Below are 22,934 nucleotides of genomic sequence, written 5' to 3'. Positions count from 1 at the left end.
AAAGCCGTTTCGCGCCCAACGCCTGCGTTGCGGCCGTGACGCCGAACCTCTAGGGTCGCGGCGTTTTTATGATCGGCCTTGGCTGCATTTTTGGGGCGACGTTTCGTGGTTGATGTCTTCGAACAGGTCGAGGAGGAGCTTCGCTCCGAACGCTATAAGCGTCTGGCTCGCACCTGGCTGCCGATTCTTGGCGGGCTGCTGGCGGTCGCCCTGGTCGCCGCGCTGGCCTGGTGGGGCTGGCAATCCTATGTGAGTTCGCAGGCCGACAAGGCCTCGGCCGCCTATGAGCAGGGCGTTCAGGCGCTGCAGGCGGGCAAGCCCGCCGAAGCCAAGACCGCCTTCGCCGAGTCGGCCAAGGCCGGTGGCGGCTACAAGGCCCTGGCTTTGATGCAGCAGGCGGGTCTGGCCCAGGCCGAGAACAAGACGACCGAGGCCGTGGCTCTGCTGGATGAAGCCGCCAAGGCCGCCCAGGATCCGATTCTGTCCGACATCGCCGCCCTGAAGGCGGTCTTCCTGGTCATGGACACGGCCTCGCTGGAAGACGTGCAGAAGCGCCTGGAGCCGCTGACCGGTGACAAGCGCCCGATGCAGGCCTTCGCCCAGGAAGCCCTGGCCATGGCCCAGCTGCAGCACGGTAAGACCGCCGAGGCGCGTCAGACCTTCGTGCAACTGCAACTCGGCCAGGATGTGCCGGACCCGGTGCGCCAGCGCGCCCAGGCCGCCGTTCAGGCCGTCGACACCGGCACGGCCGCCAATCTGGCCGCCATCGTCAAGGCCGCCGCTGCGCTGCCGACGCCCGCTCCGGGCCAGGCGGCTCCCGCCGTCGCCGCTCCGGCCGAGGCTGCGGCCCCGGCTCAAGCGCCCGCCGCGACGCCTGCCCCCTGATTTGACTCCCTCGGGACGCCAACCATGACCAAAACCCTTAAAGTCGCCCTGTTGAGCGGTCTGGCCCTGACCGTCGCGTCATGCGGCACGGTCCGCAACGCCCTGCCGTTCGGTCTGGGCGGAGACAAGGAGCCGGTTGCGACGGCGACCGAGGGACAGCGTGTCTCCATCCTGCAGTTCGAGCAGCAACTCGCGCCTTCGGCGGCCCTGTCGGGTCGTGACTTCTTCCTGCCGGGCCCGCAGGCGGCGACCGCCTGGAGCCAGCCGGGCGGCAACGCCGAGAACGCGGTCGAGCATGTGATCGCCGCGCCTGAGTTCACCGTCGCCTGGCGGCGCGACATCGGCGCAGGCTCGGCGAATGATCGCCAGGTCATGTCCCCGGTGGTGGCCGAGGACGGCAAGATCTTCGTGCTGGACGGCGAAGCGGGCGTGACCGCCGTGGACGCCGGAACCGGCGCGGTGCTGTGGAAGGCCAGCGTCAAGGTCGAGGAGGCTGATCGCGGCCGCCGCTTCCTGGGCATCGGCCTGGGCGGCGGCAAGGGCGGCGGCGGCTTCGGCGGCGGCGTGGCCGTCAGCGGCGGCAAGGTCTTCGTCTCGTCGGGCTATCGCGTCATGACGGCCTTCGACGCCAATACGGGCGCCGAGCTGTGGCGCACGCCGGTCGACCTGCCGATCCACGGCGCGCCGACGGTGGCGGGCCAACGCGTCTATGTCGTCGACGTCGACAACCAGTTGATGGCCTTCAACGTGGCCAACGGCCAGCAGGACTGGTCCTATCGCGGCATCACCGAGCCGGCCCGCATCATGCGCGCCTCCAGCCCGGCGGTCAGCGGCGGCACCGTGGTGGCGCCCTTCTCGTCCGGTCAGATCGTGGCCCTGCAGGCCACCAACGGTCAGCCGGTGTGGGAGCAGGTGCTGTCGCGCACCAGCCGCACCAGCGCCCTGTCTGAACTGCGCGACATCGCCGGTCGTCCGGTCGTCAGCCGCGGTCAGGTCTACGCCATCAGCCAGTCGGGCGTGATGCAGGTGATGGACCTGCGCAGCGGCCAGCCGAAATGGTCCCTGCCCATCGTCGGGGTGAACCAGCCCCTGCCGGTCGGCGACGTGGTCTATGTGGTGTCCCAGGCGGGCGAACTGACCGTGGTCAACCGCGAGACGGGCCAGGTCTATTGGTCGCGCGACCTGAACCAGGGCCGCGTCCGCAAGGAAGGCGGCTTCCTGGGCTTCGGAAAGCGCACCGTGCGTCCGGTCTGGTCCGGTCCGATCCTGGCGTCCAACCGTCTGGTTCTGGTTAACTCGGACGGCGAGGCCGTGGCCTTCGATCCGAAGACCGGCGCCCAGACCGGCAGCCTGAAGCTGGGCGCGGCCGCCTATATCGCCCCGGCCGCCTACAACGGCGCCCTCTATGTCCTGACCGACAAGGGCCAACTGGTCAGCATCCGCTGACCTTTTCACCGATTTAAGCTAGAAGGCCGACATGGCTCTGAAGGTCGCCATCGTCGGCCGCCCCAATGTGGGCAAGTCGACACTGTTCAATCGCCTCGTCGGCAAGCGCCTTGCGCTGGTCGATGATCGCCCCGGCGTGACCCGAGACCGCCGCTACGCCGACGGCGTGATCGGCGACATGGATCTGACCCTGATCGACACCGCGGGGTATGAGGACGTCACCGACGAAAGCTTGGAAGCCCGGATGCGCGAGCAGACCGAGGCGGCGATCGAGGACGCGGACCTGATCCTGTTCATGATGGACGCGCGCGAAGGCGTGACCTCGCTGGACCGCATCTTCGCTGACCGCCTGCGCAAGGTGCACAAGCCCGTCGTCCTGCTGGCCAACAAGTCGGAAAGCCGCGAAAGCGGCGGCGGCGTGGGCGAGGCGCACGGCCTGGGCTTCGGCGAGCCGGTGCCGATCTCGGCCGAGCACGGGGAGGGCATGGCCGACCTGTATCAGGCGATCCTGGCCGCGTCGGAGGACATCTTCATCGAGGAAGTCGACGAGCCGGAAAAGCCGATCCGCATCGCCGTCATCGGCCGTCCGAACGCGGGCAAGTCGACCCTGATCAACCGCCTGATCGGCGACGACCGCCTGCTGACCGGCCCGGAAGCCGGCATCACGCGCGACTCCATCTCGGTGGACTGGGTCTGGGAGGGCAAGAACATCCGCCTGATCGACACCGCCGGGATGCGCCGCAAGGCCCGCGTCCAGGAGAAGCTGGAAAAGCTGTCGGTCGCCGACACCATCCGCGCCATCACCTTCGCCGAGGTGGTGATCATGGTGATGGACAAGGACGACGCCTTCGACACCCAAGACCTGCAACTGGCCGATCTGGTCGAGCGGGAAGGGCGGGCGCTCGTCTATGTCGCGTCCAAGTGGGATCTGGAAGAAGAGCCGCAGTCGCGCCTGGCCGAGCTGAAGCGCCTGGCCGACGACAAGCTGCCGCAGCTGCGCGGTTCGCCCTTCGTGGCGCTGTCGTCCTTCAACGGCCGCGGCGTCGAGCGTCTGATGCCCGCCGTGCTTCAGGCCTATGACACCTGGTCGGTCAAGGTGAAGACCAAGGATCTGAACGACTGGCTGTCCCTGGCGACCCAGAGACACCCGCCGCCCGCCGTGGACGGCAAGCGCATCAAGCCGAAATACATGGCCCAGACCAAGGCGCGTCCTCCGACGTTCGTGCTGATGGCCAGCCGCGCCGCGTCCATGCCGGAACACTACAAGCGCTATCTGATCAACTCGATCCGAGAGAGCTTCGACCTGCACGGCACGCCGATCCGCCTGAACGTCAAGTCGGGCTCGGCCAACCCCTATGCCGAGGGCGGCGCCAAGTCCGGCCCGGAACGCTTCAAGGGCGACGCCAAGACCGCCCCGCGTCGGGTGATCAAGGCCGAGAAGGCCGAGAAGCTGTCCAACCTGCCCGGCAAGGCGCTGGAGCAGAAGGCCAAGGCCGGCATCAAGCCCAAGGTGAAGCCTCTGGGCGGGTTGAAGGCCAGCGCGTCCAAGAAGGCGGGCTCCAACGCCTTCATCGGCAAGGGCGCGCGCGGCGGCGCACGCCAGGTGTCCCGCTCGGGCCGCGTCCGCACGGGCCAGAAGGGCGGCGCCAAGCGCTGACGATGTCGTCCCGGCCAACGGGACGTCTTTCGCCCATTGCTCAGATCTGCGCTGATCGCTCCGCCTTGCGCGGTGATCAGCGTGGGCGACTGGGCTGTTCGGGTTCGTCGCCGAGCGCGAGCTTCAGGGCCAGGGCGACCATGACGACCCAGCGCAGCTCATGCCAGTTCATGGCGATGCTCTCGCTGAGCATGGTGAAGGTGAAGGAGGCCATCATCGGCAGGGCCACCCAGCCGCCGGGACTGGTGTAGGCCGCCCATAGCGATTGCGCCCATATCTGCACCAGCCACAGGGCGAACAGGATGACGCCGCCCAGTCCCAGGGCGATGTATATCTCCAGCCAGCCGCTGTGGGCGTTGGCCGGGATGAAGTGGGCCTGGTGCCCGATCCAGGCCTTGGGGCCGGTGAAGCTGGGGTCGTCCCATACCGCGCCGTAGCCGAAGCCGCGCCAGGGGTGCTCGGACATCTGCTGCATGATGCCGGACCAGATTTCTGTGCGGCCGGTCAGTGTGGCGTCCTTGCCCAACAGCCCCAGCACGACGTCGGTTTCGGCGGAGATCAGCAGGGCGCCGCCGATGACGACCACGACAGCCAACCAGGTGGCGACGACGGCGCGCAGGGGGCCGGACTTCACCACGGCGACGAAGCCCATGGCGCTGAGCGACAGCAGCAGCACCAGCAGGGCCGTCTTCGAGGTCGACAGGATGACCAACGCCACGGAGACGACCGCCAGGCCGAACCACAGCTTGCGCCGCTCGGGAGCCATGACGCCCGCGGCCAGCAGGAAGATGGTGGTCTTCACCATGACATGGCCCAGGCCGTTCTTCTCAAGCCACAGGCCGCGCCAGGCGCCGGGGAAGAGCTCCTGCATCCGGCCGAAATCGGGCAGCAGCGCGCCCAGCAGGAAGGAGAGGACGGCCAGGGCGCCGAGGGTTCCCGCTATGATCTCGGTCAGGCTGCGCCAGCTCCACCGCGAGGCCAGGGCCACGCCCGCCAGGGTGGTGAACAGCAGGGCCGGAATCCGCCGAGCCGTCAGATCGGGCATGATGGACCAGAAGTAGGTGGCCGCCGTCAGCAGCAGCAGGGCGATCAGCAGCGGCGATCGGACCATGCCCCTGATCGCGCGCTCGGGCTTCATGCAGACCAGCACCACAGCCAGTAGATAGGCCGGATAGTAGAAGTTGCGAAGGAAGTCAGCCGAGCGCGCGCCGTAGTCGGTCAGCGGCGCGCTCCAGAAGCCGACATAGGTGAGGATCAGGCCGACTGAAGCGATCAGCGCCACAACGTCGGCCAACGGGGCGGCGCGGACCAGCGGCAGGGACGAACGACGCAGCGTTGAGCTTGTCGCGGTTCGCACGTCCGTCGCCGGTCCTGTCGGCATGAAGACCCTAGACCAGGGCGTCCGCCGACAGGCCTTGCTTCCATTCCTTGAAGCTGACCGTCAGAGGCGGAGTGAGATCAGGGCGGGCCAGTTCGACGATCAGGGGACCGATCTCCGAAGGATGCGGCAGAACGCTGGGATCTTCGCCCGGGAACGCCTGGGCGCGCAACTGCGTCCGCATCCGGCCCGGATCGACGATGCTGGCGCGCACCGGCGTGCTCTCGATCTCGTCGGCCCAGCATTTGACCAGGGCCTCGGCGCCCGCCTTGGTCGCGGCGTACATGCCCCAGAAGGCGCGCGGCTGCCTGGCGACGCTGGTGGTCAGATGGATGGCGCGTCCGGCGTCCGAGGCGCGCAGCAGCGGCTCCAGCGAGCGGATCAGGCGGTAGACGCCGGTGAAGTTGATCTTTTCGATCTTGGCGAACTCGCGCGGTTCGGCGTGGGCGACCGGCGTCAGGCCCGACGGGCCCATGGTGGCCGCCGCCTGAACCCAGATGTCCAGCTTGCCGAAGCGTTGGAACAGGGCGCCGCCCAGGCGGTCGATGGCGCCGCCGTCCACCAGGTCGAACGGGACGAGGCTGGCGTGCTGGCCGGTGGCGGCGAAGATCTCGTCGTCCAGCTCTTCCAGGGCGCCTTGGGTGCGCGCGGCGGCGACGACGTGGGCGCCGGCCTTGGCCAGGGCCAGGGCGGATTCGCGGCCGATGCCGCGCGAGGCGCCGACGACCAGGGCGACGCGGTTGGCGAGAGGGAGGGAAGCGTGTTCGGACATGGGGCCGCTGATAGCGCGGCCGGACGCCGGGCGAAAGGCTCAGTAGCCCGGTGCGGGCTGCCACAGGCTGAAGCTGACGCCCTGATCGTCGCTGACCACGACCGACAGGCCGGACGGGCTCTCGGCCGGCACGGCCGCGCGGCCGCCCAGCTCGGTCACGCGGGCGCAGGCGGCGTGGATGTCGTCCACGCGGAAATAGAGATTGGGGAAGGCCTTGTGCTCGCCCTTGGTGAGGCCGAAGGCAGGGTCGGACCCGGCCACATGGGCGTAGGTCGGGCTGGACGAGGCCTCGTCGAAGCGCCAGCCGAACAGGCCCGCGTAGAAGGCGCGGGCCTTGTCGACGTCAGGGGTGTCGAGCGTGAAGTAGCCGAGCTGGATCATCCAGCCTTAAGCGGTCACCAGCAGAGAAAGTTGCTTCCCGCGCGGATCGCGGCCGCCTTCCTCGATCTCACGATCCAGCAGGCGGGTCGGATAGTCGCCGGTGAAGTAGTGGTCGGTGTACTGCGGGCTGGCGGCGTTGCGTGGTCCGGCGCCCAGGGCGTCATACAGGCCGTCGATGGACAGGAAGCCGAGGGAATCGACCTCCAGAACCGCGCGCATTTCTTCCATGTTGTGGGTGGCGGCCATCAGCTGCGACCGCTCGGGCATGTCGATGCCGTAGAAGTCGGGGAAGAGGATCTGCGGGCTGGCCGAGCGCAGGTGAACCTCCTTGGCGCCCGCCGCGCGTACGGAGCGGACCAGCTTCAGCGAGGTGGTGCCGCGCACGATGGAATCGTCGATCAGCACGACGCGCTTGCCTTCCAGGGCGGCGCGGTTGGGGCTGTGCTTCATCCGCACGCCCTTCTGACGGGCGCCCTGGCTGGGCTGGATGAAGGTGCGGCCCAGATAGTGGCTGCGGATGATGCCCATTTCATAGGGCAGGCCGCTTTCCTGGGCGTAGCCGAGGGCGGCGGGAACGCCTGAGTCAGGCACCGGCACCACGATGTCGGCTTCGACCGTGTGTTCACGCGCCAGGCGACGGCCCATCTCCTTGCGGACGTCATAGACCGACAGGCCGTTCACGACGGAATCGGGACGGGCGAAGTAGACGTATTCGAACAGGCACGGACGGGCGGCGCGCGCGGCGAAGGGCTTGATCGAGGTCAGGCCCTCCTCGTCGATGACCACGACCTCGCCGTGTTCGACGTCGCGCACGAAGGTGGCGCCGATGGTGTCCAGGGCGCAGGTCTCGGACGCCAGCACCCAGGCCTCGCCGACCTTGCCCAGCACCAGGGGACGGATGCCCAGCGGGTCGCGCGCGCCGATCATCTTGTAGCGGGTCTGGGCCACCAGGGCGTAGCCGCCCTCGATCCGGCTCAGGGCGTCGATGAAGCGGTCGACGATCTTGGCCTTACGGCTGCGGGCGATCAGGTGAAGGATGGCCTCGGAGTCCGAAGTGGACTGGAAGATCGCGCCTTCCGAGACAAGTTGCGCATGCAGGTATTTGAAATTCGTCAGGTTGCCGTTGTGGGCGATGGCGATGCCGCCCTGATCCAGATCGGCGAACATCGGCTGGATGTTGCGCAGGAAGCTGCCGCCGGCGGTGGAGTAGCGGGTGTGGCCGATGGAGGCCTGGCCCGGCAGGCGTTTCGTCAGTTCGGCGTTGCCGAAGGCGTCGCCGACGAGTCCCTGGTGCCGTTCGGTGTAGAAGCGGTCGTCGTGGACGCTGGCGATGCCGCAGGCTTCCTGGCCACGATGCTGCAGGGCGTGCAGGCCCAGCGCGACGATGGAGGACGCCTCGTTCTCGGGCGCGCCCCAGACGCCGCAGACGCCGCATTCGAGGCGCAGCTGGTCGTCTTCCGGCTCACGCCAATGCTCACGGTGAACGACGGGTTCGGCGATATGGTGGCGCATCGTCAGGCTCCGATGACCGGGGAAGGATAACTCAAAGGGCGGCGCCGCGCACGTAAGCCGCCCAGGCGTCCGGGGCAAGCCTCATTGGTCGGAAAACCCTTCGCGAACGGAAGAACCGACCACAGGGGTCAGGGCGTCGGCGCCCTTGCCCAGGGTCGGCAGCACGATCTGGATGGCGCGGGCGGCGCCTTCGCTGACCGGGGCGGTGGCGGCTTCGGACAGCCAGCGCGGCGGGTTGTCCTGCATGGCGCCCATGATGACCAGGTGCACCGCGCCGATCAGGCCCAGGGCGCGGATCAGGCCGACAGCAAGACCCAGCGTCTGGTCCAGCACGCCGAGGGCATGGCCGCGCGCGCCCTGCGAAATGGCCGAACCGAGGAAACGCAGGCCGAAGTATAGGATGACGAAGACCAGCCCCACGGCCAGCACCGACCCGGCCCAGTCGGGGTCGACCAGATTTCGCCCGATCGGCGCCGTCCACGGCAGGGTGATCAGCGCCAGCAGCGCCGCCAACATGAAGCTGAACAGGGCCGTGAGCTCGCGCATGCCGCCCCGGAACCATCCGGCGGCGCCCGAGGCCAGCAGGGCCAGGATCACGAAGACATCGTAGCCGGTCACGCGCTCTGCGGCCTCAAAGGATGGTAACGCGCCTTAGTAGCGGTTCTGGGAGATTCGCTCGACCGCGTCGGCCAGGCGGGTGAGGACGGTCAGGGCGACATCGCCCTTCTTCACCTTGCCATTGGCTTGTGGCGGCGCGAGGGCGCGCTCGAAGCCCAGCTTCTTGGCCTCGCGCAGGCGGGCCTCGGCGCGACCGACGGCGCGGACCTCGCCCGACAGGCCGATCTCGCCGAAGACGACGCAGCCCTGGGGCAGGGGCATGTCCAGCGCCGAGGAGATCAGGGCGGCGGCGGCGGCCAGGTCGGCGGCGGGTTCATTGATCCGCATCCCGCCCGCGACGTTTAGATAGACGTCCTTGTCGCCGAACCCCAGACCGCAGCGCGCCTCCAGAACCGCCAGCAGCATGGCCAGGCGGCCGGAGTCCCAGCCGACGACCGCTCGCCTTGGCGTGCCGTATGCAGAAGGCGCGACAAGAGCCTGTATTTCTACCAGAACGGGGCGTGATCCCTCGATCCCGGCGAAGACGGCGGCGCCGGGCGCCCGGTCCTTGCCTTCGCCTAGGAACAGGGCCGAGGGGTTGGGCACTTCGCGCAGGCCGGCGTCGCCCATCTCGAACACGCCGATCTCGTCGGTGGCGCCGAAACGGTTCTTGCCCGCGCGAAGGATGCGGAAGGGATAGCCGCGCTCGCCCTCGAAGCTGAGGACGGCGTCGACCATGTGTTCGACCACGCGCGGCCCGGCGATCTGGCCGTCCTTGGTGACGTGGCCGACCAGGACGATGGCGGGGCCGCCGTTCTTGGCCAGCCGCACCAGTTCGGCGGCGCAGGCGCGCACCTGGGTGATGGAGCCGGGGCCGGCGTCGTGCGCATCGCTCCACAGCGTCTGGATGGAGTCGATGATGACGATGTCGAACGGGTCGCGCTTCAGAGTCGTCAGGATGTCGCGCAGGGCGGTGGCGGAGGCCAGCGAGACGTCGGCGTCGGCCACGCCCATGCGTTTGGCGCGGGCGCGGATCTGCTCGATCGCCTCTTCGCCCGAGATATAGGCGACCTTGGCGCCGTTGCGCGCCGCCTTGGCCGTGACCTCCAGCAGCAGGGTCGACTTGCCGACGCCGGGGTCGCCGCCCAGCAGGATGGCCGAGCCCGGCACCACGCCGCCGCCGCAGACGCGGTCGAACTCGGTCACGCCGGTGACGATGCGCGGCGGCTCAGGCGTGTCGGATTGCAGGGTCTCGAACTGCACCCCGCGCCCGCGCGCGGTCGAGGCGGGCTTCAGGGCGCCGGGTGGGGCCGTCTTGGATTCCTCGACCAGGACGTTCCACTCGCCGCAGGCCGAGCATTGCCCGGCCCATTTGGAATGAACCGCCCCGCAGGATTTGCAGACGAAGAGAAGAGAGTCGCGCGCCATGGCCCAGACCTACCAGATCAGACGGGCGAGGGCAGGCGGGTCGGATCGGTTTACGTCCGAAACTGTCATAGGGAGAGTGCGGGCTTGCGTCGGCATCCACACAGCCGTCATTCTGACATGATAAGGCCGTGATCCGACTCAACCGCCCAGAAGGCTACCGAATGACCCTGGAAAACCCCCCCGCCGTCGATCCCTCGCTCGTCTCGCGGGTCAAATACATCCTGACACGGCCCAAGTTCGAATGGCCGGTCATCGACGCCGAAAGCGCCAGCATCAAGGGGTTGTTCACCAGCTACGCCGTCGTCTTGGCGGCCATTCCGGCGGTGGCGACCATCGTGGGCCAGATCGCCTTCGGTCATCGCGGCCTGTTCGGTCCGGTGCTGGCGGGCGCGCTGAGCTATGTGCTGAGCCTGCTGAGCGTCTACATCTTGGGCCTGATCATCGACGCCCTGGCGCCGACCTTCGGCGGGACCAAGAATCCGGTGAAGGCGATGCAGGTCGCCGTCTATTCCATGACCGCCGCCTGGGTGGCGGGCGTGCTGAACGTCCTGCCGATGCTGGGCTGGCTGGCGGGCCTGCTGGGCCTGTACGGCTTCTATCTGATGTATCTGGGTCTGCCGACGCTGATGAAGACCGCCGCCGACAAGGCGCTGGGCTACACCATCGTGGTAGTGGTCGCGGCCATCATCCTGAACGTCATCGTCTTCGCCATCGTCGGCGCGGTGATCGCCAGCTTCGTCATTGTCGGCGCGGGCGCCACGGCGTTCGCCCTGAGCTAAGTCTGAAGAAGGGCTGGGGCCTTGCGCCTCAGCCCTTTGCTATTCAGCCCTGATAGACGCGCGGCACGCGCGGCGTGATCGAGGTCAGCAGCTCATAGCTGATGGTGCCCGCCGCCGCCGCCGCGTCGTCGATCAGGCGGTTGGCGCCGAAGATCTCCACCAGATCGCCCGCCTTGACGTCCAGGCCGGTCACGTCGACCGCCAGCACGTCCATCGACACCCGGCCGATGATCGGCCGCATCTCGCCCGCGATGAAGACCTGCCCCGTGGGGCTGTAGGAGCGCAGCACGCCGTCGGCGTAGCCCGCGCCAACGGTGGCCACGCGCATCGGCCGCTCCGCCTTATAGCCTTGGGAATAGCCGACGGTTTCGCCTGACGGAACGTCGCGCACCTGCACCGCCTGGGCGATGAGGCTGGCGACGGGGGCGATCTTCTCGTGCGGGCGGCCTTCCGGCCCGCCGCCGTAGAGGCAGATGCCCGGCCGCACCACGTCGAAGGCGAAGTCCGGCCCCAGGAAGCAGCCGCCCGAGTTGGCGAAGGAGCGTGTCACGCCCGGATAGCGGGCCGCCGCCGCCGCATAGGCGTCGCGCTGGGCGCGGTTCAGCGGGTTCGACGGTTCGTCCGCGCAGGCCAGATGGGTCATCACCAGTTCGAGACCCTCGAACGGTTCGGGCGCGTCCTCGACGCGAAAGCCCAGGCGGTTCATGCCGGTGTCGATCTGAAGCCCGCAGGCCCCGCCGCCCGCCGCCTGCCAGATCTGAAGCTGGGTCGGGTGGTTGATGACGGGCCGCAGGTTGGACGCCTTGAGCATGGCGGCGCCATCGCCGTGGCAACCGTCCAGAATGTAGATGACCGGCTCAGGCCCTATCGCCTCGCGCAGACGCACGCCCTCGGCCGCGCGGGCGACGAAGAAGGTGCGCGCGCCCTCGGCCATCAGGCGCCGGGTCACGGCGGCGGCGCCCAGGCCGTAGCCGTCGGCCTTCACGACCGGATTGACCGGCGCGCCGCTGACGGCGCCCAGGGTGCGATAGTTGCGGGCGAGCGCGTCCAGATCGACGTTGAGGATGGCGGGAGCGAAGGCGGGGGAGGTCATGGCGACGGTTATAGGCCGCTGTTCAGGCGGCGCCACCGCTTTGACGGCCTACTCCGGAATATCCGCATAGGCGCCGCCGTAGCTGCCGTCATGGGCCAGGTTGCCGAAGCGGGTGGTGTTGGAATCGAACGCCAGCTTGACGATGCCGATGGGGCCGTGACGCTGCTTGCCGATGACCACCTCGGCCTGGTGCTGCAGGCGGTCCATGTCTTCCTGCCACTTCAGGTGTTCTTCGGTGCCTTCGCGCGGCTCGGCGCGGCCCAGGTAGTAGCTTTCGCGATAGACGAACATGACGCAGTCGGCGTCCTGCTCGATCGAGCCGGATTCCCGCAGGTCGGACAGTTGCGGCCGCTTATCCTCGCGCTGTTCGACCTGACGCGACAACTGCGACAGGGCGATGATGGGGACGTTCAACTCCTTGGCCAGGGCCTTCAGGCCGCCGGTGATTTCGGAGACCTCCTGCACCCGGTTCTTCTGGCTGTTCTCGCCGGTCGTCACGAGTTGCAGGTAGTCGACCACGATCAGGTCGAGGCCGTGCTCCATACGCTTCAGCCGTCGCGCGCGCGCCGCCAGCTTGGAGATGGACAGGCCGCCGGTGGCGTCGATGTAGAGGGGGCTTTCGCCGATCTCGATGGCGGCGTCGCGGATCTTGCCGAAATCCGAGGCGTCGATCTCACCCTTTCTCAGCTTGTCCGAGGACACGCCGGACGCATCGGCCAGGATACGCATGGCCAGTTGTTCGGCGCTCATTTCCAGCGAGTAGAAGGCGACGACGCCGCCGTCGACGGTCTTGCGCCCGCCGTCCGGCGTCGGCTCCCAGCGATAGTTGCGCGCGACGTTGAAGGCGATGTTGGTCGCCAACGCGGTCTTACCCATCGAGGGACGGCCCGCGAGGATCAGAAGGTCGGAGGGGTGCAGGCCGCCCAGCTTCTGGTCCAGGTCGTCCAGACGGGTGGCTAGGCCCGCCAGCTTGCCCTCGCGCTGATAGGCCTCGCCCGCCATTTCCACAGCGCCTGACAGGGCCTGCGAGAAGGACACGAAGCCCGACGACGGCTTGCCTGTCTCGGCCAGGGAATAGAGCGTTTGCTCGGCCTGTTCGATCTGTTCGTCGGCGGGCGTCTCGGGGTTGGGCGCCTCCTTGATGATCTCGCCGCCGATGCGGATCAGGTCGCGGCGCAGGGCCAGATCATAGACGACGCGGGCGTAGTCGGGGGCGTTGGCGGCGGGCGGCGCCCGGTCCACCAGATCGGCGAGGTAACGCAGGCCGCCGAACTCCTGGAACGCCGGATCCTGCTTGAACCGCTCCATCAGAATGGTCGGCTCGGCCAGCAGGCCCTGACGGATGTGATCCTCGATGGCGTCGAACAGGCGCTGGTGGAAGGGTTCGTAGAAATGGCTGCCGCGCAGACGGTCCGACAGGCGCTCGAACACGGCGTTGTCGAACATCAGCGAGCCCAGAAGGGCCTGCTCCGCCTCCAGGTTGTGGGGCATGGACGACACCTGCACGGCGTCGTTGGCGTCATAGGGCATCGGAGCGAAGGCGGCGTTCATCGGCATCATCAATACGCATAGGCGCGCCCTGCGTCAGACGCGGGCGGGGTCGTGGTCGTGGACAGTCGCCGACGCCTGTGGACGGGCGCGGAAAACCGCTGTCGGATCAGTAGGAGGTCGTCAGGCGCGGCAGGGGTAGCGCTCGGCCATCCAATCGCGCACGGCCTGGGTCACGGTGATGCGACGGCGCGATTCCGGCATGGTCTCGAAGCGCGCGACCAGGGCCTCGGGCGTGATGCCGGTGCCGGAGGCGGGGATGCAGTGCGCCGGCGTGCGGCCCGCCGAAACGGCCGAGGCCTGCTCGGCCTTCACCGTGCTGACGGCGCCGGTGACGACGCGGATCAGACGGCGGGTGTCCGGGCGCATCATGGCCACGGCGCGGTTGCGCGGGATGTCATGACCGATCGTCAGGAACTGCTGGACGGTCATGTCAGACGACTGGGCCTGGGCCAGGGGCGCGGAGGCGAGCAGAGTCAGGGCGCCTAGCGACGCGGCGAAGAGGACGTGAACGGAACGCGGCATGGAGGGCTAGATGCGCGCGCCTGCGCCGCTGTGCAAGGGTTCAGGAGTCGATCAGGCGGGGCAGGGGTATTCCTCGGCCATCCACTCGCGCACGGCCTGATTGACGCTGATGCTGCGCCGCTGGGCCGGGATGGCGTTGAAGCGGTTCAGGATCTGCTCTGCCGACAGGCTGATCTTGCCTTCGGGGATGCAGGTCGCAGAGCGTCGTCCTGCGGCCTTGGCGGCGGCCTGATCGGCGCGCACCGCCTTGAAGGCCCCGCTGAACTCATTCATCAGCCGCCGCGTGTCCGACCGCAGCAGCGCCGTGGGATTGCGAGGGATGCGGTTGGCGGAGGTCAGGAACTCCTGCACGGTCATGGCGGCGGCCGCGCTGGGCAGGGCGGACAGCGCCAGGGCGGCGACGGCGGCGAATGTGGCGGCTTTCATGGGCTTCCCTCCCGCGAGACGGTGAAGCCTAGCGCGCGGTTCGCGACCGAACCATGACCGACGAACGTTGGCCCATATTAAGTTTTCGTCAGACGCGGCGGCTCCCCGCGGGCCGCCGCGCCTGACGAGGGAGGCGCGCTCAAAGGACAGGGAGGAAGCCCCGATGCGCGCGCTCCAAGTCCATCACCACTTCACGTTCAACCGGGCGTAGCCGTAGCGGCCGTTGAACCCGAACGGCGAGTAGTAGGGGAAGCCCAGCACGCCGTTGTTGTTCAGGTTGGCAGGCACGAAGTCCGGGTATTCGTCGAAGACGTTGTCCAAGCCGATCGCCAGGCCGACCCGGTCGGTGATCTGGAAGCGGCCTTCCAGGTCGATGGTGGTCTTGTCGCCGGTCGAATAGTCGTTGGCGGACGTCGAGCCGGGTTGCAGCACGCTGGCGTAATAGGTCGCTCGCGCGGTGGCGCCCCAGCGGCCCTGGCTCCAGTCGGCCGAGGCGGAGACCTTCGTGTCCGGCGTGCCCTCCTCGATGGTCAGGATGCGCTGGCGCGCGAACAGGGTCGGGACCGGGTTCAGCACCGAGGAAGAGGTCGGGGTCTTGGTCACGCTGACGTCGTTGACGTTGGCGGCGACGGTGAAGTCCCAATCGCCCGCCGTCTCGGTGCGCAGGCGATAGCGGCCGACGATGTCGACGCCTTCGGTTTCGGTCGACACCCCGTTGAGGAAGAAGCGCGCGGCCTGGACGCCCAACGGGTCCAGCAGACCGGCGACCTGGGACGAGAAGCTGCGGTTGATCAGCTCCGACAGGACGATCTGGTTCTCGATCTCGATGCGATAGGCGTCGACGGTCAGGTCGAAATTACCCAGCCGGATCACGGCGCCCAGGGTGTAGTTGGTCGAGGTCTCGGCCTTCAGCGGACGGGCGCCCAGAACCGAGGCGACCTCGCTGGTGGCGGGGAAGGTGCCGGTTTCGACGAAGCCGCCGTTCTGCACGACCGAGGAAGTCGAGGTGAAGAAGCTCTGCTGCAACGACGGGGCGCGGAAGCCGGTCGAGACCGAGCCGCGCAGGGCGAAGTGCGGATTGAAGTCGTAGCGGGCGGCGAACTTGCCCGTCTGGGCGTCGCCGAAGTCGGAATAGTCCTCGACGCGCAGCGCGCCCTCGACCCTCAGTTTTTCGGTCAGCGGGATCTCGACATCGGCGTACAGGGCCACGGCGTCGCGGTCTTCATCGACCGCGTTCGAGGGCTGGAAGCCGGGGAAGCCCTGGGCGCCGCCGGCCAGGGCGGTGTTCGAGCCCAGCGGGCCGCGGTTCCACGATTCCGGCTGACCGGCGTCGATCTTGTAGTTCTCCTTGCGGGCCTCCAGACCCCAGGCGAAGTTCAGCGGGCCGCCGTCCAGGCCGATCTCGAACTGGCGGGTGAAGTCGGCGCCGAAGACCAGCTGGTCATAGGTCAGGCCGCCGGAATCGAAGCTGGTCAGGGAGTCGGCGCCGTAGGTGGCGTTCAGCGAATCCTCGGTGCGGAATTCCAGGGCGTTGCGGCCGTAGACCAGGCTGAAGTCGGCGTCCCATCCGGCCAGTGTCCCGCGCACGCCGGCGGCGGCGGACAGATCCTGGGAATTGATGGCGACCTTGGGCAGGAAGCCGTTCGGATAGATGGCCGGGACGTTGTTGGGGTTGTTCGACAGGCGCGGGAAGGCGGCGGAAGAACTGTCGCGCTCCTGATAGCCGGCCCAGCCGTAGGCCTCCCAGTCGGCGTTCAGCGGCTTGCCCGCATTGGCGAAGACGCTCCACTGCTCGACCCTTGGGTCGCCGAAGCGGGCGGTGATCGCGCCGTTGGCGGCGGGGCGCGGGTCGTAGTCCGAGCGGTTGGTCGGGTCGCGGTCGGAATATTCCGCCGACAGGGTCAGGAAGCCGTCCGAGCCCAGGCCGAAGCCCTGCCAGGCCGAGACGGTGACGGCGCGGCCGTCCTGCTCGTCGCGCTTGCCGCGCGCGGTCTCCACATTGGTGAAGTACTGGCCGTAGGTGACGCTGGCGCCGCCGCCCTCGCGGGCTTCCTTGAGGCGCAGGTTGACCACCCCGGCGATGGCGTCCGAGCCGTATTGCGCCGAAGCGCCGTCGCGCAGCACCTCGACCCGGTCCAGGGCGCCGCTGGGGATGGCGTTCAGGTCGACGGCGGCCGAGCCGCGGCCGACCGTGCCGTTGACGTTGACCAGGGCCGAGGCGTGGCGGCGCGTGCCGTTGACCAGCACCAGGGTCTGATCCGGCGACAGGCCGCGCAGGGTGGCGGGGCGGATCGAGTCCGTGCCGTCGTTGGCCGAGGGCCGCTGGAAGGTCAGGGACGGCACCGTCTGGGCCAGGGCGGCGGCGAACTCGGTCGTGCCGCGGTTCTGCAGGGTCTCGGCCGTCACCACGTCGACGGGGGCCAGGGTGTCCAGGCGCGAGCGGGCCGGGGCGCGAGTGCCCGTCACCACGATGTCGTCGACCGAGGTCGCGTCGTCAGGAACAGTTTGGGCGCTGGCGACGCCTGCGATCAGCAGGGCGACGCCGGATACGGCGGCCAGAAGGGCGGGGCGGCGGGGAAAGCGGGAGGTCATCTCGAGAGGTCGTCTTTTCTGATTGGACGCACGTCAGGGATCGCCGCCGCGGAAGGGCGGACGTCAGGCGCGTCGGGAAGCAAAATTCTTAAAGCGGACGGAAACCGCGGGCCGGCGGCGGGCCGGTCGTGGGGGACGGTTTCAGTGTCGCGGGCACGGACATCGCGCCGGTCGGACTGCCGGGCGATGCAGTCGGGCGTAAAGGCCGGGGCGCATCGTCATCTCCTGCCCGTCAACGGCGACGAGCCATGGCGATATTGCGGTGCGAAAACGGCGACGCCTATCGAGATTATGTGCGGGGTCGGTGAGAAAAACTAAAGATCGAGCGATGTGCCTAGCATCCGCTCATCCCGGACGCCGGGATGAGCGGTTAGGGTGCAGCCCAAGAAAAAGGGGCGCTTCCTTGCGGAAACGCCCCTCGATCATCTCGCCGAAGCGACAGGATCAGGCTTCGTCGCCGAAGCCTTCCTGTTGGCCGGCGCCGCCTTCCAGCAGCTCCTGAGCGGCCTGGTCGGCGGCGTTACGCTCGTCGTCGAACTGAGCGCGGATCACGTCCTCGCCCTTCGCTTGACGCTCGGCTTCGTCGGCCGAACGGGCGATGTTGATCTTGACGGTGGCCGAGACCTCGGGGTGCAGGCGAACCAGCACTTCGTGGACGCCCAGCGTCTTGATAGCCGTGTTCAGGACGACCTGCGAGCGCTCGACCTTGCCGCCTTCGGCGCGAACGACCTCAGCGACGTCGCGGCCGGCGACCGAGCCGTACAGCTGACCGGTTTCGCCGGCCTGACGGATCATGACGTAGCTCTGACCGTCGATCTTGTCGGCGATCTTCTGAGCTTCGGCCTTGTTCTTGTCGTTGCGGGCCTCAATGGCGGCGCGCTCGATTTCGAAGGCCTTCAGGTTGGCTTCCGTGGCCCGGCGCGCTTTGTCGCGCGGCAGGAGGAAGTTGCGGGCGAAGCCGTCCTTGACAGTGACGACGTCGCCGATGGCGCCGAGGTTCTCGACGCGTTCCAGCAGAACGACCTTCATCTTACTTCACCACGTACGGCAGCAGGGCCAGGTAGCGGGCGCGCTTGATGGCCTTGGCCAGCTCGCGTTGCTTCTTGGCGGAAACGGCGGTGATGCGCGAGGGCACGATCTTGCCGCGTTCGGAGACGTAACGCTGCAGCAGCTTCACGTCCTTGTAGTCGATCTTCGGCGCGTTGGCGCCCGAGAACGGGCACACCTTGCGACGACGATAGAAGGGGCGACGGGCCGGGCCGGAGCCGGCCGGAGCGCCCGGGATGGGGGCAGTCGTATCGGTCATGATCCGGTTCCTTATTCCGAAGCCGCGGCGTCGTCGCCGCGCGGGGCGCTGCGGTCACGCTCGCGTTCACGGCGGGCCAGCAGGGGCGACAGCTCCAGGTCGAGTTCCTCGACGCGGATGGTCAGCCAGCGCAGCACGTCTTCGTTGATCGACAGCTGGCGCTCGACTTCGGCCATGGCGGCCGGCGGGCAGTCGACGGCCATCAGCGAATAGTGAGCCTTGCGGTTCTTCTTGACCCGGTAGGTCAGGTTGCGCAGACCCCAGTACTCGATCTTGGCGACGGAGCCGCCGTTTTCTTCGATCAGAGCCTTGATGGTGTCGTTCAGCGCTTCGGCCTGTTGCGCCGAGATATCCTGGCGCGTCATGACCGTGTGCTCGTAAAGAGCCATGCGGCATTCTCCCTTGGCGGACATCGGCGCGGGCGAACCGGGTAGTTCGTCCACGATGGCTCCTGACGCGGCGGACGGGAGTTTCCCGACCCTTTGACGTTCCGCAGCAGGACCGAAGCCCTGGAAAGGGCGCGCCTATACGGGAAAAACCCCGGCAGGGCAAGGCGCGGCGGCCCTTGCGCTGGCGATTGGCATGGGCGGCGAAGCGCGGCACGGTTACGGTTCACGCAACCGGAGCCTTCAGCATGACGCAAACGCCGACGCCGAGGAACCGCTGGTCGCTGATCGGGCCGGGAATCGTGGTGGCGGCGACCGGGGTGGGGGCGGGCGATCTGGTCGCCACCCTGATCGCCGGATCGCGCTTTGGCTACGCCCTGCTGTGGGCGGCCGTCGTCGGGACCGTGCTGAAGATCGCCCTGGCCGAGGCCGTGGGCCGGTGGACCCTGTCCAGCGAGCGGACGATGTTCGAGGGCTGGTCCAGTCTGGGCGGCGGCTGGCTGGACGGGCGGCTGAACTGGGCCGGGCTCTATTTCGGTGTCTATGTGGTGGTCTGGGGCTTCGTCTACGGGGCGGCGGCCATGACCTCCACGGCCCTGCCGCTGGCGGCGCTGTTCCCCGTGCTGGAGCTCAAGGCCTGGGGGATGCTGAGCGGAGTCGCCGGGTTGATCTTCGTCTGGTTCGGCGGCTACGGCCTGTTCGAGAAGGTGATGACGGCCTGCGTCGGGGTGATGTTCGTCACCGTCGTCGGCCTGGCCGTGATCGTCACCCCGAACCTGCCGGAGTTGCTGACCGGCCTGTGGCCGAGCCTGCCGGAGGGGGCGGCCTTTTACACCCTGGGCCTGATCGGCGGGGTGGGAGGCACCATCACCATGGCGGCCTATGGCTATTGGCTGAACGCCAAGGGCTGGAAGGGGCCGGGCTGGATGGCGGTGATGCGGCTGGACAATCGGGTGGCCTATGTCGTCACCGGGGTCTTCGTGGTCGCCATGCTGATCGTCGGGGCCGAGCTGCTCTATAGCGCCGGCATCGCCTTGCAAGGCGGGGATCGGGGGCTGCTGGACCTGGACCAGGTGCTGCGCGAGCGGTTCGGGCGGCCGATCTCCATTCTGTTTCTGGTGGGCTTCTGGGCCACCAGCTTCTCCAGCCTGCTGGGCGTGTGGCAGGGCGTCAGCCTGATGTTCGCCGACTTCACCGCCCATGTGCGCGGCCGCTCCGAAGATCCCCAGGCGCGCGGCGACAAGAGCCGGGCGTTCCGCGCCTACGCCCTGTGGCTGACCTTCCCGCCGATGCTGCTGCTGTTCATGGACCGGCCGTTCGGACTGATTGTCGCATATGGGGTGCTGGGGAGCCTGTTCATGCCTTTCCTGGCGGGGACGCTTCTGTGGCTGCTGAACAGCGCCCGGACGCCGCAGGAATGGCGCAGCGGCTGGATTTCCAACCTGTTGTTGGGAGCGGCGGCCCTGCTGTTCGCCGTGCTGGCGGGCAAGGAGCTGCTGGGCCTGATCCCGTCGTAGTCGGCCTATTCCTCGCAGGAGTTTCACAAAAGCCCCGGCGAACCGTCGCATTGGGCCGCTAGGCGTCGCCCTCGACCACGTGAGGTTCGGGGAAACATCGTCATGAAGCTGTCCGTCGCCTATTTGGCCGCGTCTGTTCTGCTGGCCGCCGCGCCCTCCATGGCCCAGGTCGTCGCGCCGCCGGACCCCGATCCGCTGCCGCCGCCGCTGCACGCGCCGAACGGCCGCTGGGCCGCCAAGGGCTGGGCCGACCGCATCGTGCTGAGCCCTGCCGCAGACGCCGCGCGCGGCGCCGCCGTCGCCTGGCGCACCGACGCGCGCCAGACCGCCGCCGAAGCCCAGATCGCCGAGGAGATCGATGGCCCCCTGCTGGGCTTCGCCGCCCGCACCGTGGCCGGGACCACGGCGCCGATCGAGAACGAGAACGGCCGCGCCCTCTATCATCAGGCGCGCTTTGACGGGCTGAAGCCGGACACGCGCTATGTCTATCGCGTGCGCGCCGCCGACGGTTGGAGCGAGTGGCTGCCGTTCCGCACGGCGAAGGCCGAGTTCGCGCCTTTCCGTTTCATTTATCTGGGGGACACCCAGAACGACATTCTGGAGGTCGGTTCGCGTGTGATCCGCTCGGCCTTCAAGGAGGCGGGACCGGCGGCCCTGGTCGTCCATGCGGGCGATCTGGTGGCCCAGCGCGAGGTCAAGGTTCACGACGACGAGTGGGGCGAATGGACCGAGGCGGGCGGGCGCGCCTTCGCCATGACGCCGCAACTGCCCGCCAGCGGCAACCACGAATACGTCGACCACATTCTGCCGAACGGCGAGGAATCGCGCCTTCTGGGGCCGCACTGGCCGCTGCAGTTCGCCCTGCCGGACAACGGCGCCGAGGGGGCGAAGGCGACCAGCTATTACGTCGATTATCAGGGCGTGCGTTTCATCGTGCTGGACGGTACGGCGGCCATCGACCTGGGCGCCGGGGAGAGCCAGACGCGCTGGCTGGACAAGGTGCTGGCCGAAAGCCCGGCGCGCTGGAACGTCGCCCTGTTCCACCAGCCGATCTACACCTGCGCCCGGCCCGAGGACACCGAGGAGTTGAAGGCCGCCTGGAAGCCGATCTTCGACGCCCGCAACATCGATCTGGTGCTGCAGGGGCACGACCACTGCTATGGGCGCGTCTCCAACCCGGCCGGGGCCGAGGCGTCGCGCGCCGACAGCGCGGCGGGCCGTCCGCAGGGGCCGGTCTATGTCGTCTCGGTCACCGGCTCCAAGATGTATGGGCTGAACGATCGGGCGGATACGCAGCCGGTGCGCGCGGCCGAGAACACGGAGCTGTATCAGCTGATCGACGTCGAGGCGGATCGCCTGTCGTTCCGCGCCTTTACGGCGACGGGCGGGCTGTACGACGCCTTCACGCTGGAGCGGCAGGCCGACGGGACAAAGCGGCTGGTCGAGACCCAGGACACCCTGCTGGCCCTGCGTCGTTGTGACGGCGCGGCGGGGCCGGACGACCGTCCCTGCACGGCGGAAATCAAGGACTGAGGACGGGCGCGAGGCCTGTCTGCTGTCGCGTTCTTCTTGCCGTAGGGGAGGGATTCGCCTACCCCTCGCGGCTTGATTCAACGGATGACGGACGATCCCGGATGAGCCTCGCGCTTCTCTTTCCCGGTCAGGGCAGCCAGTCGGTCGGCATGGGCGTCGCCCTGTCGGACGCCTTCGCCAGCGCGCGCGAAGTCTTCGCCGAGGTGGACGACGCCCTGAACCAGAAGCTGTTCGAGCTGATGCGCGAAGGGCCGGAAGATCAACTGACCCTGACCGAGAACGCCCAGCCGGCCCTGATGGCCGTGTCGGTCGCCACGGCGCGGGTGCTGAAGGTCGAGTTCGGCGTCGACGTGGCGCGCGCCGCCTTCGTCGCCGGTCACTCGCTGGGCGAATATTCGGCCCTGGCGGCGGTCGGGGCGATCAGCCTGTCGGACACCGCGCGCCTGCTGAAGCTGCGCGGTCAGGCCATGCAGCGCGCCGTGCCGGTGGGCAAGGGCGCGATGGCCTCGCTGATCGGACCCAAGACCGATCTGGCGCTGGCTGAAGAGGCCGCCAAGGCTGGTTCGGCGGCGGGCGTCTGCGTCGTCGCCAACGACAACAACAAGGGCAACGTCGTCATCTCGGGCGACAAGGCCGCCGTGGACCTGGCCATCGAAAAGGCCAAGGAACTGGGCGCGCGCGCCATTCCGCTGAACGTCTCGGCGCCCTTCCATTGCCCGCTGATGCAGCCCGCCGCCGACGAGATGGCGGCCGCTCTGGCTGATGCGAAGATTGTGGCGCCCGCCGTTTCGGTGGTCGCCAACGTCACCGCGCGCCCGGAAACCGACGCTGAGGTCGTCCGCCGCCTGCTGGTCGAGCAGGTGACGGGCCGCGTGCGCTGGCGCGAGAGCATGGAGTGGATGGCCTCTGAAGGCGGCGTGACCCGCTTCGTCGAGGTCGGCTCGGGCAAGGTGCTGACCGGCATGGCCAAGCGCATCGCCCCCGACGCCGAAGCTCTGGCGCTGAACACGGCCGAAGAGCTGGAAGCCTTCGCGAAAACCCTTTGATCCTTCTCCCCTTGCGGGAGAAGGTGGCTGGCGCAGCCAGACGGATGAGGGGTTTCGCGGCCGGGTCCGACAGAGCCTCTCAAAGTTGAAAACACGGCAGGGGTCGGCAAGACCCCTCATCCGGCCC

At 68.3% G+C, this 22,934-nt stretch carries 21 protein-coding genes; 7 read left to right on the top strand and 14 right to left on the bottom strand.

Annotated features, from left to right (window positions below):
- The first annotated feature begins 105 nt into the window (after window positions 1-105).
- From B3D50_RS10395 to der, 3 genes are read left to right on the top strand one after another with little or no spacing between them, the layout of a single operon-like run.
- Window positions 106-885: a tetratricopeptide repeat protein gene (locus tag B3D50_RS10395; protein WP_286951095.1), complete on the top strand. Its 780-nt coding sequence runs from the start codon at window positions 106-108 to the stop codon at window positions 883-885.
- Window positions 886-909: 24 nt separating this feature from the next.
- Window positions 910-2,331, top strand: coding sequence for a PQQ-like beta-propeller repeat protein (locus B3D50_RS10390; RefSeq protein WP_286951094.1), 1,422 nt, complete (start codon window positions 910-912; stop codon window positions 2,329-2,331).
- A gap of 31 nt (window positions 2,332-2,362) precedes the next feature.
- Window positions 2,363-3,988: a ribosome biogenesis GTPase Der gene (gene der, locus B3D50_RS10385; protein ID WP_046654295.1), complete on the top strand. Its 1,626-nt coding sequence runs from the start codon at window positions 2,363-2,365 to the stop codon at window positions 3,986-3,988.
- A 76-nt stretch (window positions 3,989-4,064) separates the two neighbouring features.
- On the opposite strand, the gene B3D50_RS10380 is transcribed toward der, so the two are convergent.
- The 6 genes from B3D50_RS10380 to radA all read right to left on the bottom strand — a co-directional run bounded on the left by B3D50_RS10380 (window position 4,065) and on the right by radA (window position 10,056).
- Window positions 4,065-5,345, bottom strand: a complete 1,281-nt coding sequence (locus B3D50_RS10380) for an O-antigen ligase family protein (RefSeq protein WP_286951093.1) — start codon at window positions 5,343-5,345, stop codon at window positions 4,065-4,067.
- Between the two features lie 31 nt (window positions 5,346-5,376).
- Entirely contained in the window at window positions 5,377-6,138 is a 762-nt protein-coding gene (locus B3D50_RS10375; protein ID WP_286951091.1) for an SDR family NAD(P)-dependent oxidoreductase, read from the bottom strand.
- Window positions 6,139-6,177: 39 nt separating this feature from the next.
- On the bottom strand, window positions 6,178-6,519 hold the full coding sequence (locus B3D50_RS10370; protein ID WP_286951090.1) for a VOC family protein: 342 nt from the start codon (window positions 6,517-6,519) through the stop codon (window positions 6,178-6,180).
- Between the two features lie 6 nt (window positions 6,520-6,525).
- Entirely contained in the window at window positions 6,526-8,031 is a 1,506-nt protein-coding gene (gene purF / locus B3D50_RS10365; protein WP_286951088.1) for an amidophosphoribosyltransferase, read from the bottom strand.
- An 81-nt stretch (window positions 8,032-8,112) separates the two neighbouring features.
- Entirely contained in the window at window positions 8,113-8,649 is a 537-nt protein-coding gene (locus B3D50_RS10360) for a CvpA family protein (protein ID WP_286951087.1), read from the bottom strand.
- 33 nt (window positions 8,650-8,682) lie between these two features.
- A complete protein-coding gene (gene radA / locus B3D50_RS10355) occupies window positions 8,683-10,056 on the bottom strand; it encodes a DNA repair protein RadA (RefSeq protein WP_286951086.1) in 1,374 nt (457 codons plus the stop codon).
- 161 nt (window positions 10,057-10,217) lie between these two features.
- Here radA and B3D50_RS10350 point away from each other — a divergent pair, with 161 nt between their 5' ends.
- A complete protein-coding gene (locus tag B3D50_RS10350) occupies window positions 10,218-10,835 on the top strand; it encodes a Yip1 family protein (RefSeq protein ID WP_286951085.1) in 618 nt (205 codons plus the stop codon).
- A 43-nt stretch (window positions 10,836-10,878) separates the two neighbouring features.
- Here B3D50_RS10350 and alr read toward each other — a convergent pair whose 3' ends face one another.
- The 8 genes from alr to rpsF form a co-directional block, all read right to left on the bottom strand.
- Window positions 10,879-11,928 carry an alanine racemase gene (gene alr / locus B3D50_RS10345; RefSeq protein WP_286951084.1) on the bottom strand — a complete coding sequence of 350 codons (1,050 nt, stop codon included), beginning with the start codon at window positions 11,926-11,928 and terminating at the stop codon, window positions 10,879-10,881.
- A 48-nt stretch (window positions 11,929-11,976) separates the two neighbouring features.
- The gene (locus tag B3D50_RS10340) at window positions 11,977-13,479 is read right to left on the bottom strand and encodes a replicative DNA helicase (protein WP_286951083.1); all 1,503 of its coding nucleotides are present in this window, start codon (window positions 13,477-13,479) and stop codon (window positions 11,977-11,979) included.
- Window positions 13,480-13,599: 120 nt separating this feature from the next.
- A complete protein-coding gene (locus tag B3D50_RS10335) occupies window positions 13,600-14,001 on the bottom strand; it encodes a hypothetical protein (protein WP_286951082.1) in 402 nt (133 codons plus the stop codon).
- Between the two features lie 51 nt (window positions 14,002-14,052).
- On the bottom strand, window positions 14,053-14,427 hold the full coding sequence (locus tag B3D50_RS10330) for a hypothetical protein (protein ID WP_286951081.1): 375 nt from the start codon (window positions 14,425-14,427) through the stop codon (window positions 14,053-14,055).
- A 183-nt stretch (window positions 14,428-14,610) separates the two neighbouring features.
- Window positions 14,611-17,019 (bottom strand): TonB-dependent receptor plug domain-containing protein, encoded by a 2,409-nt coding sequence (locus tag B3D50_RS10325; RefSeq protein WP_286951080.1) that lies wholly within the window; start codon window positions 17,017-17,019, stop codon window positions 14,611-14,613.
- 444 nt (window positions 17,020-17,463) lie between these two features.
- Window positions 17,464-18,048 carry a 50S ribosomal protein L9 gene (rplI, locus tag B3D50_RS10320; protein WP_003165450.1) on the bottom strand — a complete coding sequence of 195 codons (585 nt, stop codon included), beginning with the start codon at window positions 18,046-18,048 and terminating at the stop codon, window positions 17,464-17,466.
- Window position 18,049: 1 nt separating this feature from the next.
- Window positions 18,050-18,325: a 30S ribosomal protein S18 gene (gene rpsR / locus B3D50_RS10315; protein ID WP_003167100.1), complete on the bottom strand. Its 276-nt coding sequence runs from the start codon at window positions 18,323-18,325 to the stop codon at window positions 18,050-18,052.
- A gap of 11 nt (window positions 18,326-18,336) precedes the next feature.
- Window positions 18,337-18,714: a 30S ribosomal protein S6 gene (rpsF, locus tag B3D50_RS10310; protein ID WP_003165448.1), complete on the bottom strand. Its 378-nt coding sequence runs from the start codon at window positions 18,712-18,714 to the stop codon at window positions 18,337-18,339.
- 245 nt (window positions 18,715-18,959) lie between these two features.
- On the opposite strand from rpsF, the gene B3D50_RS10305 reads away from it, so the two are divergent.
- From B3D50_RS10305 to fabD, 3 genes are all read left to right on the top strand, one after another.
- Complete coding sequence (locus B3D50_RS10305; protein WP_286951078.1) at window positions 18,960-20,228, top strand: Nramp family divalent metal transporter; 1,269 nt, start codon at window positions 18,960-18,962, stop codon at window positions 20,226-20,228.
- A 102-nt stretch (window positions 20,229-20,330) separates the two neighbouring features.
- Window positions 20,331-21,761 carry a purple acid phosphatase family protein gene (locus B3D50_RS10300; protein ID WP_286951077.1) on the top strand — a complete coding sequence of 477 codons (1,431 nt, stop codon included), beginning with the start codon at window positions 20,331-20,333 and terminating at the stop codon, window positions 21,759-21,761.
- 101 nt (window positions 21,762-21,862) lie between these two features.
- A complete protein-coding gene (gene fabD / locus B3D50_RS10295) occupies window positions 21,863-22,807 on the top strand; it encodes an ACP S-malonyltransferase (protein ID WP_286951076.1) in 945 nt (314 codons plus the stop codon).
- Window positions 22,808-22,934: the final 127 nt, after the last annotated feature.

The organism is Brevundimonas sp. UBA7507, assembly GCF_002478355.1.
GTDB lineage: Bacteria > Pseudomonadota > Alphaproteobacteria > Caulobacterales > Caulobacteraceae > Brevundimonas > Brevundimonas diminuta_D.
The sequence above is the reverse complement of the archived record's forward strand: the minus strand, read 5'-3'. Positions and strand labels throughout refer to the sequence as shown.